At 73.5% G+C, this 18334-nt stretch carries 15 protein-coding genes; 9 read left to right on the top strand and 6 right to left on the bottom strand.

Translation table 11 applies throughout. The annotated features are described in order from the left end of the window. Window positions 1-46: 46 nt before the first annotated feature. Both ACE1OC_RS23120 and ACE1OC_RS23125 read left to right on the top strand, forming a co-directional pair. Complete coding sequence (locus ACE1OC_RS23120; protein ID WP_407838603.1) at window positions 47-790, top strand: enoyl-CoA hydratase family protein; 744 nt, start codon at window positions 47-49, stop codon at window positions 788-790. Beyond that, the gene (locus tag ACE1OC_RS23125; protein WP_407838604.1) at window positions 778-1446 is read left to right on the top strand and encodes a TetR/AcrR family transcriptional regulator; all 669 of its coding nucleotides are present in this window, start codon (window positions 778-780) and stop codon (window positions 1444-1446) included. Before ACE1OC_RS23120 ends, ACE1OC_RS23125 begins: the two co-directional genes overlap by 13 nt. Window positions 1447-1561: 115 nt before the next feature. On the opposite strand, the gene ACE1OC_RS23130 is transcribed toward ACE1OC_RS23125, so the two are convergent. After that, window positions 1562-2668, bottom strand: coding sequence for a citrate synthase 2 (locus ACE1OC_RS23130; protein ID WP_250747521.1), 1107 nt, complete (start codon window positions 2666-2668; stop codon window positions 1562-1564). A 237-nt stretch (window positions 2669-2905) separates the two neighbouring features. On the opposite strand from ACE1OC_RS23130, the gene pdxH reads away from it, so the two are divergent. After that, window positions 2906-3529: a pyridoxamine 5'-phosphate oxidase gene (gene pdxH / locus ACE1OC_RS23135; RefSeq protein ID WP_407841652.1), complete on the top strand. Its 624-nt coding sequence runs from the start codon at window positions 2906-2908 to the stop codon at window positions 3527-3529. Window positions 3530-4017: 488 nt separating this feature from the next. On the opposite strand, the gene iscB is transcribed toward pdxH, so the two are convergent. After that, window positions 4018-5436, bottom strand: a complete 1419-nt coding sequence (gene iscB, locus ACE1OC_RS23140) for an RNA-guided endonuclease IscB (RefSeq protein WP_407838605.1) — start codon at window positions 5434-5436, stop codon at window positions 4018-4020. Between the two features lie 511 nt (window positions 5437-5947). Between iscB and ACE1OC_RS23145 the strand changes: the two genes are divergently transcribed. After that, window positions 5948-6457 (top strand): PH domain-containing protein, encoded by a 510-nt coding sequence (locus ACE1OC_RS23145; RefSeq protein ID WP_407838606.1) that lies wholly within the window; start codon window positions 5948-5950, stop codon window positions 6455-6457. Between the two features lie 84 nt (window positions 6458-6541). Continuing rightward, window positions 6542-7852, top strand: a complete 1311-nt coding sequence (locus tag ACE1OC_RS23150) for a PAS domain-containing protein (protein ID WP_407838607.1) — start codon at window positions 6542-6544, stop codon at window positions 7850-7852. Window positions 7853-7889: 37 nt separating this feature from the next. Here the strand turns inward: ACE1OC_RS23150 and ACE1OC_RS23155 are convergent, their stop codons facing one another. After that, window positions 7890-8645 (bottom strand): SIS domain-containing protein, encoded by a 756-nt coding sequence (locus ACE1OC_RS23155; RefSeq protein WP_327306120.1) that lies wholly within the window; start codon window positions 8643-8645, stop codon window positions 7890-7892. A gap of 268 nt (window positions 8646-8913) precedes the next feature. On the opposite strand from ACE1OC_RS23155, the gene ACE1OC_RS23160 reads away from it, so the two are divergent. Together ACE1OC_RS23160 and ACE1OC_RS23165 are read left to right on the top strand one after the other, a co-directional pair. Next, window positions 8914-9606: a metal-dependent transcriptional regulator gene (locus ACE1OC_RS23160; protein WP_274548200.1), complete on the top strand. Its 693-nt coding sequence runs from the start codon at window positions 8914-8916 to the stop codon at window positions 9604-9606. A 418-nt stretch (window positions 9607-10024) separates the two neighbouring features. Next, entirely contained in the window at window positions 10025-10954 is a 930-nt protein-coding gene (locus ACE1OC_RS23165; protein WP_407838608.1) for an alpha/beta fold hydrolase, read from the top strand. A 203-nt stretch (window positions 10955-11157) separates the two neighbouring features. Here ACE1OC_RS23165 and ACE1OC_RS23170 read toward each other — a convergent pair whose 3' ends face one another. Continuing rightward, entirely contained in the window at window positions 11158-11535 is a 378-nt protein-coding gene (locus ACE1OC_RS23170; protein WP_407838609.1) for a hypothetical protein, read from the bottom strand. Beyond that, window positions 11532-15149 (bottom strand): AfsR/SARP family transcriptional regulator, encoded by a 3618-nt coding sequence (locus tag ACE1OC_RS23175; protein WP_407838610.1) that lies wholly within the window; start codon window positions 15147-15149, stop codon window positions 11532-11534. Before ACE1OC_RS23175 ends, ACE1OC_RS23170 begins: the two co-directional genes overlap by 4 nt. 182 nt (window positions 15150-15331) lie before the next feature. On the opposite strand from ACE1OC_RS23175, the gene ACE1OC_RS23180 reads away from it, so the two are divergent. After that, window positions 15332-16447, top strand: coding sequence for an NADP-dependent oxidoreductase (locus ACE1OC_RS23180; RefSeq protein ID WP_407838611.1), 1116 nt, complete (start codon window positions 15332-15334; stop codon window positions 16445-16447). Continuing rightward, complete coding sequence (locus tag ACE1OC_RS23185; RefSeq protein WP_407838612.1) at window positions 16444-17052, top strand: NAD(P)H oxidoreductase; 609 nt, start codon at window positions 16444-16446, stop codon at window positions 17050-17052. Before ACE1OC_RS23180 ends, ACE1OC_RS23185 begins: the two co-directional genes overlap by 4 nt. Here the strand turns inward: ACE1OC_RS23185 and ACE1OC_RS23190 are convergent. Beyond that, window positions 17036-18301 carry a YrhB domain-containing protein gene (locus ACE1OC_RS23190; protein ID WP_407841653.1) on the bottom strand — a complete coding sequence of 422 codons (1266 nt, stop codon included), beginning with the start codon at window positions 18299-18301 and terminating at the stop codon, window positions 17036-17038. The two genes, ACE1OC_RS23185 and ACE1OC_RS23190, sit on opposite strands and share 17 nt — an antisense overlap. Window positions 18302-18334 lie beyond the last annotated feature (33 nt).

Consider the following 18334-nt stretch of genomic DNA (forward strand, 5'->3'; position numbering starts at 1 on the left):
CCCCGGAGGGGTTCCCGACCGACCGACCACCCCCTCCGGAGGAGACATGCCCCCACTGGTCCACGCCGCGCGAACGCCCGGCCTCACCACCCTCACCCTCGACTCCCCGGCCAACCGCAACGCCCTCTCCGCCACCCTGGTCGAGGAACTCCGTACGGCCCTCGCCACCGCCGCCGCGGAACCGTCCACCCGGGCCGTGGTCCTCACCCACACCGGCACCACCTTCTGCGCCGGCGCCGACCTCAAGTCCCCCTGTGACCCCGCGGACTTCCTGGCCCTGCTCCGCGAGATCGCCGAACTGCCCAAGCCCGTCGTCGCCCGGGTCACCGGCCACGTCCGCGCGGGCGGCCTCGGGCTGCTCGGCGTCTGCGACATCGCCGCCGCCGGGCAGGCGTCCACGTACGCCTTCACGGAGACGCACCTGGGCGTCGTCCCGGCCGTGATCTCCGCGCCGCTGCTCCCGCGCCTGGACCCCCGCGCCGCGGCCCGCTACTTCCTGACCGCCGAGGTCTTCGACGCCGTCGAGGCCACCCGCATCGGTCTGCTCACCCTCCACACCCCGGACGCGGACGTCGACAAGGTGCTCGCCCCCGTACTGGAAGGCCTCCTCAAGGCCGGCCCCGAGGCCCTGGCCGCGACGAAACGCCTGGTCACCGCCCCGGTACGGGCCGCCCTGGAGCGGGACGGAGCCGCCCTCACCGAGCTGTCCGCCCGCCACTTCGCCTCCGCCGAGGCCCGCGAGGGCATCAGCGCCCGCTTCGAGCGACGGGACCCGTCATGGCTACGGTGACCACGGAATCCGGAGCGACCGGCGCGACCGGCCAGACCGGCGGCCAGGCCGGCCCGACGGACCAGACCGGCCCGACCGCCCCCAAGCAGGCCCGCAGCCGGGTCACCCGCCGCCACCTCCTCGAAGCGGCCGTCTCCTGCCTCGCCGAGCAGGGCTGGGCCGGATCCACCGTCGCCGTGGTCGCGGAGCGCGCCGGCGTCTCGCGCGGGGCGGCCCAGCACCACTTCCGCACCCGCGAGGAACTGTTCACGGCGGCGGTCGAGTACATGGCCGAGGTGCGCTCGACGGCCCTGCTGGACCTGTTCCCGCAGGGCGGCGCCGCGGCGGCCCGCGCCGACGTGGTCGGGGCGCTCATCGACCTGTACACCGGCCCGATGTTCCGCGCCGCCCTCCAGCTCTGGGTCGCGGCCTCCCACGAGGAGCAGTTGCGCCCCCGCGTGGCCGAGCTGGAGGCCCGCGTGGGCCGCGAGACCCACCGCATGGCCGTGGAGCTGCTGGGCGCGGACGAGTCCGTCCCGGGCGTACGGGAGACCGTGCAGGGCCTCCTCGACATGGCCCGCGGGCTGGGCCTGGCCAACGTCCTCACCGACGACACCGCCCGCCGGGCGCGGGTGGTCGCCCAATGGGCCCGGATCCTGGACTCGGAACTGGGCTGAGACCGCCCCCGCTCCCTGACCCCCGCAACGCGAAGGGCGCCGCACCCCCGAGGGGATGCGGCGCCCTTCGTCACGGCGGCGGCCCTGTGCGGGGGCAGCCGGTGCGGTCGTTCGCTCAGGCGGTGGAGGCGATGTCCGCGTATCCGGCGATGTCCTGCGGGTTGCGCACGCCCGGCCCGGTGTAGCGGGCCGAGGGGCGGACCAGGCGGCCCGTGCGCTTCTGCTCCAGGATGTGCGCGGACCAGCCGGCGGTACGGGCACACGTGAACATCGAGGTGAACATGTGCGCCGGAACCTCCGCGAAGTCCAGCATGATCGCGGCCCAGAACTCCACGTTCGTCGCGAGCACCCGGTCGGGACGGCGCGCGTGCAGCTCCTCCAGGGCGGCCTTCTCCAGCGCGGCGGCCACCTCGTAGCGCGGGGCGTCCAGCTCCTTGGCCGTGCGCCGCAGCACGCGGGCGCGCGGGTCCTCGGCGCGGTAGACGCGGTGCCCGAAGCCCATCAGCCGCTCGCCCTTGTCCAGGGCCTTCTTCACGTACGCCACGGCGTCGCCGGTGCGCTCGATCTCCTCGATCATGCCGAGGACGCGCGAGGGCGCCCCGCCGTGCAGTGGCCCGGACATGGCGCCGACGGCGCCGGACAGCGCGGCCGCGACATCGGCGCCCGTCGAGGCGATGACGCGCGCGGTGAACGTGGAGGCGTTCATGCCGTGCTCGGCGGCCGAGGTCCAGTACGCGTCGACGGCCTTGACGTGCTTCGGGTCGGGCTCGCCCCGCCAGCGGATCATGAACCGCTCGACCACGGACTCGGCCTTGTCGATCTCGCTCTGCGGGACCATCGGCCGGCCCTGGCCGCGCGCGGACTGGGCCACGTACGACAGCGCCATCACGGCCGCCCGCGCCAGGTCGTCACGAGCGGTCTGCTCGTCGATGTCGAGCAGCGGTTTCAGACCCCAGACGGGGGCGAGCATGGCGAGCGCGGACTGCACGTCGACCCGGATGTCACCGGAGTGCACCGGGATCGGGAAGGGCTCGGCGGCCGGCAGGCCGGGGTTGAAGGCACCGTCGACCAGCAGGCCCCAGACGTTCCCGAAGGAGACGTGGCCCACGAGGTCTTCGATGTCGACGCCCCGGTACCGCAGCGACCCACCCTCCTTGTCGGGTTCGGCGATCTCCGTTTCGAACGCGACGACTCCCTCGAGACCGGGTACGAAGTCGGACATCAGGCGGCTCCTCAAATAGTGCGAACACGCGCGGCTCCCGGCGTGATTCGCGGTCCGGCGCGGTCATCCCCGTTGATGCCCGGCACGGCCGATGGTCATCCGTTCGGGACCGTCGGACCGGCCCCAAGATTTTGTCCGTTCCGCTTGGCGCGGGGAAGCGTGACATACGGCACAGTCGCGGACGCCACACTGCGGCAGGATGGCGGCGTGACCGATCAGCACCTTGACCCTGCCGACATGCGCAAGCAGTACCGCTCCCAGCTCGTCGTCGAGGAGAGCCTCGCCGAGGAGCCGATGGGCCAGTTCGCGCGCTGGTTCCGGGACGCGGCGGATGCGAACGTCTTCGAACCCAACGCGATGGTCGTCGCGACCGCGACCCCCGAGGGCCGCCCCAGCTCGCGCACGGTCCTGCTGAAGCAGTTCGACGACCGCGGCTTCGTCTTCTTCACGAACTACGACTCCCGCAAGGGCCGCGAACTGGCCGCCAACCCCTTCGTCTCCCTGCTCTTCCCCTGGCACCCCATCGCCCGCCAGGTCATCGTCACCGGTACGGCCTCGCGCATCGGCCGGGACGAGACGGCGGCGTACTTCCGCTCCCGCCCCCACGGCTCCCAGCTGGGCGCCTGGGCGAGCGAGCAGTCCACGGTGATCGCCTCCCGCGAGGAGCTGGACCGCCGCTACGCGGAACTGGAGGCCCGCTACCCGGAGGGCGAGCAGGTTCCGGTTCCCCCGCAGTGGGGCGGCATCCGGGTGGTCCCCGACGCGGTGGAATTCTGGCAGGGCCACGAGAACCGCCTCCACGACCGCCTCCGCTACGTCCTGGAGGCCGGCACCTGGCGCGTGGAACGCCTCTGCCCGTAAGGCCCCGCGGGCCCTGAAAACGCAGGCGACCCGCGAGCTCGGGATTCCCCCCTGCAGTGGGGGAAGCCGGCCGGACGTACCGGCGAGCTCGCGGGTCGGGTGACTGCTTGGGATTGGCGCCAGGCGTTCCCGCCGGGCACCGCACTGGGTGCGTGCGACGACGGGCGCTTAGCCCGCAGTCACCTCACGCGTCCGGATTTCATACATTTCCGGGATCACCTCCTTTCAGTGTGCCGCCACTGTAGGCACCCCCGCCGGTGGCGTTCAACTGAATTTCCGAGGTGAATCCAAACCTGCACGAACAGGCCATGCGGGCCCTGAAAACGCAGGCGACCCGCGAGCTCGGGATTCCCCCCTGCAGTGGGGGAAGCCGGCCGGACGTACCGGCGAGCTCGCGGGTCGGGTGACTGCTTGGGATTGGCGCCGGCGACTCCGCCTGGCACCGCACTGGGTGCGTGCGACAGCGGGCGCTTTAGCCCGCAGCCACCTCACGCGTCCGGTTTCCGTACATTGCGGCAACCACCTCCTCTCCGTGTGACGCCACTGTAGGCATCTCCTTGGATCGCGCTCAACCGAATTTCCGGGGCGAATCCATAGCTGTATCCGTCCGCTCTCTGGAGCAGCGTCAGATTCCGGTAGGAGACATCAAAACGGCAGGTCAGCGTGGTGAGTCGATGCTGGCCGCTAGTCCGGACCGCGATCCGTCCCAGCCAAGTGCCAACCCATGCCCCCCGGGGAACCACGGCTCGCACGAGGTCGCCGGTGGCGTAACCGTTGAGAATCTTCGCGCGTGGCCGCCGCAAGCGGGGGAACCCGAAGCGGTCCGGGGTGGTTCTGGCGTACGCGCCACGCCCTGTCGAAGTCACCACCAAGATCTGTGCGGGCGCCCGTACGAGCTCGTCCCCCCGCTCATGGGCAAGGAACCCGACCGAGAGGGCATCGACGGTGTGGCTCTTCGGCAGCCCCATGACGGCACGGTTCCAGTACGTCCGACCGCCCGACCAGGTGTGCACGGGCACGCCCAGCGTGGCCAGCGTCTCCACAAGCAGGTGCTGGGTGGCGTTCATGGCGGCGACGTCCCGAAGCGGTCTCCCGAGCTGGGCGACCACGGCTTTCAACCGGGCGGGCCGGTCGGCGAGGAATTCTTCGACCCGCTGGGTGCCCTTCGCCTGGTTGCACGGAACGCAGGCGAGGACGAGGTTCGAAATCCGGTCCGAGCCCCCGAGGCTGCGGGGGCGGACGTGTTCCATGTTGAGCGGTACCGCGGAGGCATCGCAATAGGCGCAGGACCTGTTCCACTTGGCCAGGAGGAACTCACGGATTTCGAACCCTGCGAGCGTGGGCCCCAGGTTCTCCCGTACGCCGGATTGCCCTGCTCGGGCGAGAGCAGTCGTATCGAAGGCGACCTGTTCCACGTGGATCTCGACAACCGGCGCATAGCGGCACAGCTTCGTCACGAGCGACATGGTGGAGTCGACACGGTGCTGCGTCGACGGAGGGAGCCAGCCGGGTGGCCGACGGCGATTGTCGGACCGGGGAGCCCGGTACCGCAGATTCGAGGAGCGGCGGCGGCGACGGTAGCCCGCGCGCCGCAGCATGCCGTTGTGGATCTGCTGCCCGCGATGCCGGAGCTCGATGGTGATGAGCCCCCGGCGCGCTACGGAGGTTCGGCCCTCCGGGCCGATGCGGTGGAGTTCGTCGGTCACGGCGATCCCCGTTGCCTTGGACCCGGGGTCGAGGCGCACGTGCACGCCCGTGACGGTGGAGCCCTCGCGGGTCCGGTCCCTGAGTCGGATGGTGAAGGGCGCTCGCCGTGCCAGGGCCGCTCGGCCGCTCCGGAGCAACTCGCGGGCCCGGGCAGGATGGCAGGGCATCAGCGGTTCACCCCCCTTCGCCAGAACGAACACGCGGCTTGCCGTCGTGCGGGGAGCGTCACCGCTCCCGGTCGCTGCCGTGGCCGCTGCCGTGGCAGCGGATCCGGCGTTCCGCCGACGGGTCCAGGTGCGGTTCCCGTCGGTCTCCCCTCGCCCATGTTCCACGCCGGTGCCCGGCTCAGTGGCCGGGAGTCCGCAAGCCGTTTCGTCCCTGCTCCCGGGGGTGTCTGCGCTCACGGATTCCAGAGCAGGCTGCTGAGGAAGCACAGCCTGGTGGGTCTGCTCACCTGCGGAGAACGTAGTCATCGAGGCACCTCGTCTGATCCGCGGATCGTGATGACTGGGGCTGGTCACTCGGTGAGGGAGCGAGTGACCTCCCTTCTCGTGATGCGGCCGACGCTATCGAGCTCGGACCGAGCAGCGTCGACGGATCGGCAGGACTCACTCGAACGTGTGGTCGCTCGGGTTGTGCGGTGCCGGCGGTCGGGCTGTGTTCATCCGATCCCGGAGCTGCCTACCCTTGCCGCCGAGGCTGGGTGGCCACATGGATCAGAGGACGCTGCCGCGCGAGTACCGGACGAGGGCGGGATCGGGGGCCGGGGCCTTCGTGGGGATGGGTCTCGTCTGGGTGTGGGGCTGCTACCAGTCGGCGACCGCCGATCGCCTGCCGCCCTGGTGGAGGCTGGGGCTGCCGGTTCTGACGGCCCTGTTCATCGCCTTCGTGGCCTACACCCGGCCGCGTCGGTTCACGGCGCTCGACGAGCGGGGGATCGCCGTACGGAACCTCCTGCGGGTGCGGCGGGTGGAGTGGGCGGAGCTGCACGACATCCGGGCCGAGGCCTGGCCCGAGAAGGCGCGGGCCATCCCCGGCACGCCCCGCGTCCGCGCGTACGCCTACCTGCGCGACGGCAAGCGGATCGTGCTGCCGTGCGTGGACGACCGGGAGGTCGAGGCGGTCCGCACCGAAGTGGCCCTCATCCGGTCCGTGTGGACCGCCCTGCGCGGCCCCGGATGGCATCCGGATCCGGGCCCGGCCCCGGACATACCGGGATGATTGCGGGAAGTGGGTGTGGGCTGCGTCACGTTCCAGTTCAATGACGTGACGTGCCGCACACGCGAACACCTGCAGGGGGCCCAGGTGACTGCATTCGGACGTGACGAGACCGCCGACGATCTGCTCGCAGCGCTGCTGGACGGGATGGACGCGGCCTTGTGCGCGTTCGATGCCGATGGCGTGATCACCCACTGGAACCGTGAGGCCGAGCGGATCCTCGGGTGGTCGGCGGGGGAGGCCGTGGGGCGCAAGGGGTTCGCGGGGTGGGCCGTGCGGGCCGCCGACGCGCAGGACGTGCAGGACAGACTCATGGCCGCCCAGGACGTGCCGGGGCGGCAGGTGCACGAGTTCGCGCTGCTGACCAAGGACGGCGGGCGGGTGCTCGTGCGGACCCAGTCCGCCGGGGTGCCGGGCGCCGACGGGAAGCCGGCCGGGGTGTACTGCGCCTTCAGCGAGGTGCACGCGCAGATCGACCTGGAGCGTTCCATCGCCCTGAGCGAGGCGCTGATGGAGGACGCCTCCTGGGGCGTCGTGCTCGTGGATGTGGACCTGCGCCCGGCCGTGGTCAACGTCCATGCCGCCCGCGCCTTCGGGTCCGGCCGCACCACGCTGCTCGGGCGGCCGCTGGGGGAGCTGCTGGCGCAGGGGGTGGAGGAGCTGGAGGGGGCCCTGCAGCACGTGCTGGCCGAGGGCGCGCCCCCGGCGCCCGCGGAGCTGTGGGTGTCCGTACGGGGCCCCGAGGGCGTGCGGCGGCGGTGCTGGCGGTGCGGGTTCCTGCGCCTGGCGTCGCCGCTCGCGGAGGAACCCGTACCGCTCGGGGTCGCGCTGCTGTTCCAGGACGTCACCGAGGCCCGCCAGGCGCAGCTGGACACGGCGCAGCTGCGGTTCCGGTCCCACCAGCTGTACCGGGCCGGGCGGGCCGCCGCCGAGTGCGAGGACCCGGCCGAGGCGGCGGCGGTGCGGCTGGAGTTCGCGCTGGCGGGCTTCGCCGAACACGCGCTGGTGGACGTACTGGAGCCGCTACGGGAACCGGAGTCCGTGCGGCTGCTGCGCTGGGCGGCGTCGCCGCCCGGCCTGCCGGGGCTGCCCGAGCCCGGGGCGATCCCGGTGCGCTACGCGGCCGGGCACCCGGTGCTGCAGGCGCTGGAGCGGGTCGGGTCGGTGCGGGCCAGCGCCCCGCACGGGCAGGCCGACGGGGCGTGGGCGGGCAACCGGCGCTGGCCCCAGGGGGCGGCGCACGCCCTGTGCACGGTCCTGCGCAGCCGGGGCCGGAGCCTGGGGACGCTGACGTTCCTGCGGGGGCCGTCCAGGCCCGCCTTCGAGCGCGCGGACGCGGCGTACGCGGAGGAGGTCGCGGCCCGCGTCGCGGCGGACCTGGACCTGGCCGGGAGGTGAGGTGCCCGCCCCCGGGTGCCTGGTGCCCAGGGGGTGCCTAGTGGCGGAAGAAGATGCGGTCGCCGTACTCCTGCATGACGCGGCCGTTCCACTCGTGGCCGCCGTCGACGTTGCCCGAGCGCAGGAGCGGAGGTTCGACCCCGCGGGCGACGAGCTCGCCGGCCGCCGCGGCCATGACGGCCTGCATGATCGCGCTGGTCACGACGGTGGAGGCGGGGGCGAAGGGGGCTTCGATGCCTTCGTGGGTGAGCTCGGCGTCGCCGACCGCGATCTTGCTGTCGAGGACGATGTCGCAGTGGTCCTTGAGGAAGGTGCCGGAGACGTGGCGGGACTTGGTGTCGGTCGCGTAGGCCACCGAGGTGACGCCGATGACCTTGAGGCCGATCGCGCGGGCGTTCATGGCCATCTCGACCGGCAGCGCGTTGCGCCCGGAGAGGGAGATGATCACGAGGACGTCGCCGTCACTGGCCGGGCTGCTGTCCAGGACCGCCCCGGCGAGGCCGTCGACGCGCTCCAGGGCGCTGCCGAGGGTGGCGGGCATGACGTCGATGCCGGCGGTGCCGGGGACGGCGAGGAAGTTCATCAGGGCGAGTCCGCCGGCCCGGTAGACCACGTCCTGGGCGGGGAGCGAGGAGTGCCCGGCACCGAAGGCGAAGAGCTTGTTCCCGGCGGCCACGGCGTCGGCGATGACGGTGCCGGCCTCGTTGATGCGTGCGGACTCCTCGTCCCGTACCCGCTCCAGCAGGCCGATCGCGGCGTCGAAGAACTGACCGGCCAGCTTGCTCTCGCTCATACGCCGATGGCCTTCCGGGGTGGGAGTGGGTGAGGTTGTCGTCCGTGTCCGCCGCTCACCGTGCGGTCTGGACCAAGGGCGTGTCAATACGAACTTCCATCCATGGGGCGAAAGGCCCGGTGGGCGACGTAATGAGAGGTGGCCACGGGGGCGCGAGGGGCGTTTCGAGGCGGTCCGGAACGGCCCTTGACGTCCTACACGGGACGGTTGTCCGCGCGATGGGTCAGAATTGGGGGCAGGGCCAGCGCACGCAATCCGAGGGGCACGAATGTCCGGACTGATCGACACCACGGAGATGTACCTCCGCACCATCCTCGAACTGGAAGAGGAAGGTGTGGTCCCCATGCGCGCCCGCATCGCCGAGCGGCTCGACCAGAGCGGCCCGACGGTGAGCCAGACGGTGGCGCGGATGGAGCGCGACGGCCTGGTGGCCGTCGCCAGCGACCGACACCTGGAGCTGACCGACGAGGGGCGCAAGCTGGCGACGCGCGTGATGCGCAAGCACCGGCTCGCGGAGTGCCTGCTCGTCGACGTCATCGGTCTGGAGTGGGAGCAGGTGCACGCCGAGGCCTGCCGCTGGGAGCACGTGATGAGCGAGGCGGTGGAGCGGCGGGTGCTGGAGTTGCTGCGTCACCCGACCGAATCGCCGTACGGCAACCCGATCCCGGGACTGGAGGAGCTGGGCGAGAAGGCCGAGGCCGACCCGTTCCTGGAGGAGGGCATGGTCAGCCTCTCCGAGCTGGATCCGGGCGCTGAGGGCAAGACCGTCGTGATCCGCCGGATCGGCGAGCCGATCCAGACGGACGCGCAGCTGATGTACACGCTGCGCCGGGCGGGCGTACAGCCCGGTTCGGTGGTCAGCGTGACCGAGTCGCCCGGCGGTGTGCTGGTCGGCAGTGGGGGCGAGGCGGCGGAGCTGGACTCGGACATCGCCTCCCACGTGTTCGTGGCGAAGCGCTGACGGACGGGCAGGGGGCGGTTCGGCGGGCGAGGTTTCGGCAGGCGACGGCTCGGCAGGCGTCGGCTCGGCAGGCGAGGGTTCGTCAGGCTGACGCACGGACGTTCGATCGGGTCGTCAGTGCGAGCGAATCCGGCTGGTGTCGGCCGATGTGGACCGGTGCGGATCTGTATGGATGGTCCCGGCGCCTTACGGCGCCGGGACCGGTCCTCCCCTGCTTGACCTGGAGCCCCGAGCTCTCAAGGTCATCCCTTCGGACCGTCTTCCCCGAGCGGCCCGCCTCCCTGTTGAAAGGATCTCCATCGGCAGCGGCGGTCAATCCTTGAGCAAGGTCACTCGAAAGAGCGGTGTTGGCGGCGAGAACCCCGTTTTCGAATACGGGTTCGATACTGTGGCCGGGAGCGAAGGGGGTGCATCTGCGGTGGTACGACGCCTCGATGTGACGGGGGCCGACGGCGTACGCCTGGCGGCCTGGGAGTTCTGCGAAGCGGCCGCGGAGCGCGAGCCGGATCCATCGCCCTCACCGGCGCCGACACCGGATCCGTCGCAGTCGCCGTCGGGTGAGCCCGCGGCCCTCTTACTGCACGGCCTGATGGGCCGTGCCTTCCACTGGGCGGGCACCGCCCGCTGGCTCGGCGCGAGCCGCCGCGTCGTGGCCCTCGACCAGCGCGGCCACGGCCAGAGCGAGCGCCCCCCGACCTCCGGGCCCGGCAGCTCCGTCGCCTACGGACGCGAGGCCTTCGTGGCCGACGCCGAAGCCGCGGTCGAGCAGCTCGGCCTCGCGCCGGTGACGCTGATCGGCCATTCCATGGGCGCCCTCACGGCATGGCAGCTCGCGGCCCGCCGCCCCGACCTCGTGGCGGCCCTGGTCATCTGCGACATGAGGGCGTCCGCCCTCGGCGAGGCCTCGCAGCAGGAGTGGGAGGAATGGTTCCGACACTGGCCGCTGCCGTTCCCCACGCAGGACGCCGCGCGGCGCTGGTTCGGCGAGGACGACCCGCGGGTGGAGCGCCCGGATCCCGGCCGGGGCGAGTTCTTCGCGGAGGTCATGCACCAGGCGGACGACGGCTGGCGCCCGCTGTTCTCGCGCCGCCAGATGCTGACCGCGCGGGAGACATGGGTGCACGACGCGCACTGGGAGGAGCTCGCCCAGGTCCGCTGCCCGACGCTGGTCGTCCGCGGCCTGGACGGCGAACTGGGCCGGGCGGAGGCCCAGGAGATGGTCCGCGTCCTGCCGGCCGGCCAGTACGCCGAGATCCCGGACGCCGGCCACTACCTCCACTACGACCACCCGACGGCGTGGCGCGCGGCGGTGGAACCGTTCCTGGAGGGCATCAAGGCATCGGCGTGAGGGGCCGGCGGGGACCTGGCGGGCCTGCCGGGGCCCCCGCGGGCCCCGGCCGACCGGTGAGGGCGGCTGCGGCTGCCGGGCGGGGCGCCCCGCTCCCCGTCCCCCTGCCCGCTCCTGCGGGCCCTGTGGGGGCCCTACGGGGCCTTGCCGTGACCCCGTCTCTTTCGGATCTTGCGGGCCCGGCAAGATCCGAAAGAGACGGCCTAGGGGCGCAGCATGCGTAGGGCATCGGTCAACGTGACGGGCTCGTCGCTCCAGGAGCAGACCTCCAGCCACGACAGGAAGCCGTTCCGGGTGAACGCCAGGACCTCGCCGATGCAGTCCTCGACCGTGTCGTACAGCTGAACCTCGGCCGCGACCACGGTGCCGACGGGCAGGGGCGCCGCCGCCACTTTCTCCGTGTCCAGGTCGAAGTGCGTCGTACCGCAGCCGCACGAGCAGCGTCCGGCCGTCCGGAGGTACGGCACTTGCAGGCGGAGAGCGCGGTGGATCGCGTCCTCCGTCCCGAGCAGGACGTCCAGCGCGGCCGTGACATCGGAGGGCAGCCCCGGTGGCCCGCCCGCCGCGGTGGGGGCCGTCACGGGCCGCCGTCCAGGAGGGCGAGCTGGTCCGGCAGGGGGAGGGCTTCGCCCGAGGCGAAGGCGGTCGCGAAGGCCTCCGGGCCCAGGGCCGCGCGGGCTCGGGACGTTGCCCGGTCGGTGTCGGCGCGTTCCGCCCGGGGGCGCGGGGTGCCCGCCGAGGCGCGCAGCGCCGTCGCCGTGCCCAGGAGGGAGGCCGCCCGGGCGGGCGGGAGTATCCCGGCCAGCCCTTCGAGGGCCAGGGCGAGCGCGCGGGGGTCCCCGGTGCGGCGAGCCGCCGCGAGGCCTTCCCGGTGCAGGGACTCCGCCGCGGTCGGGTCGGCCCGCAACTCCGCGACGTACCCCAGCTCCGCCAGGATCAGCGCCGCCCCGGAGTCCACCCCGAGCCGCCGGTTCCAGGCGAGCCACGGCCGCAGCCGGGCCTCGGCGGCGTCCAGGTCTCCGCTGCGCCGCGCGCCCAGGGCGAGTCCGATCGCCGCGAACTGCTCGGCCGGGCGGTGGCATTGCTCCTCCGCCAGCCGCAGGGCCTGCTCGTGCAGGGCGGATGCTTGCGTGAGGTCGCCGGTGAGCAGCGCGATGCGGCCCTGCCGGGCCAGCCGGAAGGAGGCGTGCGTCCACAGCTCCAGTTCCTGCGCGTCCCGTACGCCGTCCTCGTGGAGCCGCGCCGCGGCCGCGTAGTCCCCGGTGACCTCGGCGAGGATGCCGAGCTGCTCCGAGGTCTGCAACTGGCCCCATCGGTCGCCGAGTTCGGTGAACACGGCGGCGGCAGCCTCCGCGTTGCGGCGCAGTTCCGCGAGGTCGCCGTCGTAGAGGGCCCGCGTCGAGAGGGTGAGGAGCGCGACCGCTTCGCCCCAGCGGTCGCCGGTTTCGCGGAACTTGGCGGGCAGGGAGGCGACTTCGTCTTCGAGTACGCCGGAGCCGAAGCCGCACCGGGCGTAGGTCAGCAGCCACTGTCCCCGCAGGTCGGCGCCGGAGAAGTCGCCGCCCAGGTGGCTGTCGTCCCCGCCGAGCAGTGCGAAGGCGGCGTGCAGGGCCGTCGAGCCCGCCGCTCCGGTGGCGTCGGTGGCCTCCTGGATCCGGCCGCGCAGGAACCAGTACCAGGACTGCGCGCCGACCAGTCGCAGCCCCAACTCCCCGGCCCCCGTGTGCTCCAGGGCTGCCCGTGCGTTGAGGCTCTCCCGGTCGAGCCGCCGCAGCCACTCGCCCTGCTCGGGCCCGTGCAGACGACCGGCCGCGCGTTCGGCGAACCCGGTGTAGTACTCCGCGTGCCGCTGCCGGGTCGCGGCCGTCTCTCCGGCGGCATCGAGCCGCTCCAGCCCGTACGCCGCCACCGACTCCAGCAGCCGCAGGCGCGCGTCCCCGTACGACGGGTCGCCGTAGGCGGCGACCACGAGCGAGCAGTCCACGAGCCGTGTGACGAGATCGAGGACGTCCTGACCGGGGATGCCTCGGCCCGCGGCGCCTTCGCCCACACTCCCGGCCACACCCCCGTCCGCGCCTTCGTCGGCGCACACCGCCTCGGCCGCCTCCAGGGTGAATCCGCCCGCGAACACCGACAGCCTGCGCAGTACCGTCGCCTCCGCCGGCGAGAGGAGCTCCCAGCTCCAGTCGATCATCGCGCGCAGCGTGCGCTGGCGGGCCGGGGCGTCGCGGCGCACCTGGTTGAGCAGGCGGAACCGGTCGTGGAGCCGTTCCGCCAGGGCCTCCACGCCCAGGACCCGTACCCGCGTCGCGGCGAGTTCCAGGGCGAGCGGGATCCCGTCCAGCCGGCGGCAGATCAGGGCTACGGCCTCGGCGGTGCGGGGGTCGAGGGCGAAGCCGGGGGCGGCGGCGGCCGCGCGGGCCGCGAACAGTTCCATGGCCTGGGCCTCCTCGAGCGGGGCGACGGCCTCGATCACCTCGCCCGAGAGCGCGAGCGGCTCCTGGCTGGTGGCGAGGACGCGGAGCCCGGGGGCGCGGCGCAGGAGCCGGTCGGTGAGGGCCGCGGCGGCGGGCAGGAGGTGTTCGCAGTTGTCGAGTACGAGCAGGGCCGCTCGCCGCCGCAACGCCTCGCCGAGCCGCTCCTCTACGGAGCCGCCGCCCGCGTCGTCCTCGCGCATCCCGACCGCGGCCGCCACCGCCTCGGCGACCGACGCGTGGTGGGCACCGGCGAGTTCCACGAACCAGACCCCGTCGGGGTGGGCCTCCTCGAGCCGGGCCGCGGCGGCGAGCGCGAGCCGGGTCTTGCCGACGCCGCCGGGCCCGCACAGCGTCACCAGCCGGCCGTCCCCGAGCGCCGCGCACACCCGGACGACGGCCTCCTCGCGCCCCACGAGGGAGCTGACGGGGGTGGGCACCTTCCCACCACCCCCGAACCCCCGCCCCCGAGCCCCCTCCACGGCCCCCGGTCCGAGCCCCGGCACCGGTCCGAGCCCCGGCACCGGTCCGACGCCTGCCACCGGGACGGCCGGCACCGCGCTGGCCGAGCCTGCGGCGGCCGGGCCTGCGCCACCCGGGCCTGCGCCACCCGGAACGGCGGCAGTCGGGACGGCGGCGGTCGCGCCCGTGACGGCCGCGCCCGCGATGGCCGGGCCTGCGGCGGCAGGAATGGTGATGTCCGGGACCGCGAGGGCCGGGCCCACGCCGTCCCGGCCAGCGCTGGTCGGGCCGGAGACAGCCCGGCCCGCGTCGCCCGGGCCCGAGACCGTTGTGCTGGAGACGGTCGGGCCTGCGACGGCCGCGCCCACGCCGCCCGTGCCTGCGCTGCCCGGGCCTGCGGCGCCCGGGACCACGCCGGTCGCACCTGCGGCGGCCGGGACGGCGCTGTCCGGAACGGTGGCGGCCGCCCCCGCGCCGCCCGCCGCCACCGGGACCGGCCCCGCCAGTGCGGGGTCCTGGCGGAGGATGGCTTCGTACAGGGACCTGAGTTCCGCGCCGGGGTCGATGCCGAGTTCCTCGGCGAAGAGGTTGCGCAGGTGTGCGTAGACGGCGAGGGCCTCGCTCTGGCGGCCGGCGCGGTACAGAGCCCGCATCTGGCTGCCGCGCAGCCGCTGGCGCAGCGGGTGGGTGGCTGCGGGGCCGGTCAACTCGTCCGCCAGCTCCCGGTGTTCGCCGAGGGCTAGGCGGGCCTCCGCCAGGTCCTCGTACGCCGTGATCCGCTGCTCCTCCAGCCGGGCGATCGCCGCCCGGGTGAACTCCGCGTCCCGGAAGTCGGCGTACGCGTCCCCCTGCCACAGCCCGAGCGCCCGGGCCAGCAGCTCCGCCCGGGGCCGCGGCTCCGCCTCCTTGCGCGCGGCCGCCGCCAGCTCCGCGAAGCGGTCCGCGTCCACGGCCCGCGCGGGAGCGCGCAGGGCGTAGCCCGCCGGACCGTACGAGACCAAGGCGCGTGCGCCGTCCTCGGCCCCGGCGAGGGTCCGGCGGAGCTGGGAGACCTTGGTCTGGAGGGTGTTGCCCGGGTTGCCGGGGGCGGCGTCGCCGGCCTCGCCCCACAGGTCGTCGATCAGCCGGTCCACCGGCACGGGGCGGCCGTCGCGTACCAGGAGGGCCGCGAGCAGGGCCCGTACCTTCGCCTCGCGAACGGGCACGGGCGTCCCGTCGTCCGTGCGGACGGTCAGTGGCCCCAGCACCTCGAAACGCATGCCGCAACGTTACTTCTTGACCGTCAGCCCGCATGCGGTCCAGGCGTGCACGACGCCGTGCGCGGCCCCGTGCGCGGCCCGTGCGTGACGCGTGCGCGGCCCGTGCGCGGCCCCGGACATGGTGCTCCTGTGACCGCGACCGAGCGGCCGCCGCCGCCGAACACACCGGAAGGAAGACTCAGATGACCACCGCCGCCCCCGCCAAGAGCACCCTCTCCCGCGAGGTCCGCCTCGCCGCCCGCCCCGTAGGCGAGCCGGGCCCGCACCACTTCGAGCTGGTCGCCGCCGAGGTCCCGGACCCCGCCGAGGGCCAGATCCTCGTCCGCAACACCTGGATGTCCGTGGACCCGTACATGCGGGGCCGGATGGACGGCGCCCCGTCCTACATCCCGCCCTTCGCCCTCGGCGCGGCCCTCGAAGGCAGCGCGATCGGCGAGGTCGTCGCCTCCCGCTCCGCGGCGGTGCCGGTCGGGGCGACCGTCTCGCACTTCCTCGGCTGGCGGGAGTACGCGGTCCTCGACGCGGCCGCCGCCACCGTCGTGGATCCCTCGGCCGCCTCGCAGGCCGCGTACCTGGGTCCGCTCGGCACCACCGGACTGACGGCGTACGCGGCGCTGACCCGCACCGCCCCGGTCAAGGAGGGCGACGTGGTCTTCGTCTCCGCCGCCGCCGGAGCGGTCGGCAGCGTCGCCGGGCAGCTGGCGCGGCGCCTGGGCGCCTCCCGGGTGATCGGCTCGGCGGGCGGCCCGCTGAAGACGCGCACGCTCCTGGACCGCTTCGGCTACGACGCGGCCGTCGACTACCGCCAGGGCGACCTGGCCGGCCAGCTCGTCGAGGCGGCCCCCGAGGGCATCGACGTCTACCTCGACGCGGTCGGCGGCGACCACCTCCAAGCGGCCATCGGCGCGATGCGCCAGGGCGGGCGGATCGCCATGGTCGGAGCGATCAGCGGCTACAACTCCACCGCTCCGGCGGTGGGCCCGGACAACCTCTTCCAGGCGGCGGCCCGCGAGGTGACCCTGCGCGGGATGCTCGTCTCCAGCCACTTCGACCTGTTCCCGGAGTGGATCGGCCGGGCGGCGGGATGGCTGGCGGACGGCAGCCTGCGCACGGAGGAGACCGTCGTCGACGGCATCGAGCGGGCCCCGGAGGCCTTCCTCGGCATGATGCGCGGCGCGAACACCGGCAAGATGCTGGTCCGCCTCGCCCCGGAACCCACCGCCGCGAAGGCGCCCACGCCCACCATGCGCACCACCACCACGCCCACCACCACCACGCCCACCACCGATGCCCGATGAGCGCCGCCCTGGTCGTCCTGGCCCACCCCCGCGGCGATTCCCTCACCGCCCAGCTCGCCCGCCGTGCCGTGGCCCGGCTGGAGGCCGACGGCCACACGGTCGACGTACTCGATCTGCACGCCGAGGGCTTCGACCCCCGGATGGGCACGGAGGACGAGCCGGACTGGTCGGATCCCGACAAGGAGTACTCCGCCGAGACCCGGGCCCACATGGACCGGATCGCCGCCGCCGAGATCCTCGTGGTCGTCTTCCCGCTCTGGTGGTTCGGCCTGCCGGCCATCCTGAAGGGCTGGATCGACCGCGTCTGGAACAACGGCTTCGCCTACGGGCGCCGCACCCCGCTCCTGAAGGGCAAGCGGATGGTCTGGATCCCGCTGGTGAGCTACCCGGAGGCGAAGTTCAAGGAGCTGGGCTGGGACGGGCCGGTGGACCGCCTGCTCCGCGTCGGGATCTCGGAGTACTGCGGCATCGAGGGGGCCAGCGTCCACTTCGTCTACGACTCCCTGAGCGCGGGCGCCTCGGCCCTGGCCGAGGCGGACACCGCCCTGACATCGGCCTGGCCCCGGCCCGTTGACCGGCAGCCGTCGGTCAGCGGTACCGGATGACCCTCACCCCGCACTCGTGCAGCCCGTCGAGGCTGGTGAACTCTTCCGCCGCCCCGTCGACCAGCGCCACCGGCCCCCTCGTCGTTCGGAACCCGGTGAGCAGCAGCCCGGTCGAGGGCCGGCCCCGGCCGTCGAGGCGCCGCACCCACACGAGTGCCCGCCCGTCGGCCGGAAGAGCCGACAGTGCCTCCACGGCCTCGGTCATCGTCGAGTGCTCGGACACGTCGAGTACGTCGCCCAGCTCGCGCATCGTGGAAGCGAACCAGGAGGCTCTGCTCGGCCGGGGTGTGGGCCCCACCGGGTTGCCGCGGTCCCAGGCCGTGAAGAAGCCCCACGGGTCGGAGTTGGGCAGCAGGAAGGGCGCCTCGGGGCCCTTCGGCACCACCAGGGCGGCGTCGACCATGGCATGGCGCCAGTCCCCGTCCCGTAGCGCGACGGTGGTCTCGCAGGCGAACAGCCACCCGCGCGCCGTCTCGTCCCGCGCGTCCGGAGCCACCAGCTCGATGGGCTCCTCGTAGGTCCTGCGCAGCCATTCCCCGGCCTTGCGCCGGGCGGATTCCAAGTCCTTCGCCGTCTGGGGGACCTCCGGCCGGAACCGGGCGAAGGCGAGCCCCAGCACTCCGGCACTGTCCAGCCGCGCCAGACCGCCGGTCATCCCGTCCAGGAACACCACGTTGCCGTTGTTGTTGTGCGCGTACAGGAGGTGCCCGCTGGCCTCGGCCCCGCCGGCGGTCCTGCGCACCCACACCACACCTTGTGTGTCGGGCCCGGTCTCCCGGGCCCGCCGGATCACTTCGTCCCAGCTCCCGCACAGCAGCTGTTCGGCGTCGGGGAAGTAGCGCCGCAGCAGCAACTCCCACCACCCCGGGGCCTCATGGGTCGGCTGCCACGGCAGGGGGGATGACGGAGCCCCGGCGAGTGCGGCCGCCATGGTCACCACGCACCCGCGCGAGTTCAGCCGTCGCGCCTGCGTCTGCGGGTCTCGGGACGCGGGAGCCCGTGTGTAGGCCGCCGCGTCCCCCCACGGATCGTCCGCCGCCGGATGGAAGGGCCGTCCGGCGTCCTTGGGCACCACCACCGAGGCGGCCAGCATCGGCGTCCGTGGGTACCCGGGCTGCTCGATGGTCCGGCAGGCGAACAGCCAGGTCCCCTTGTCCTCGGCGACGGGATCGGTTCCCACCAGCTCGACGAGCCCGTGGTAGGTGTCGAGCAGCCACTTCAGCGCCCGCTGCCACGGCTCGGCTTTCACCGTGCCGCCCTTGCTCGCACCGACCCAGCCCCC

This window comes from Streptomyces stoeckheimensis (genome assembly GCF_045822005.1).
Classification (GTDB): Bacteria; Actinomycetota; Actinomycetes; order Streptomycetales; family Streptomycetaceae; genus Streptomyces; species Streptomyces stoeckheimensis.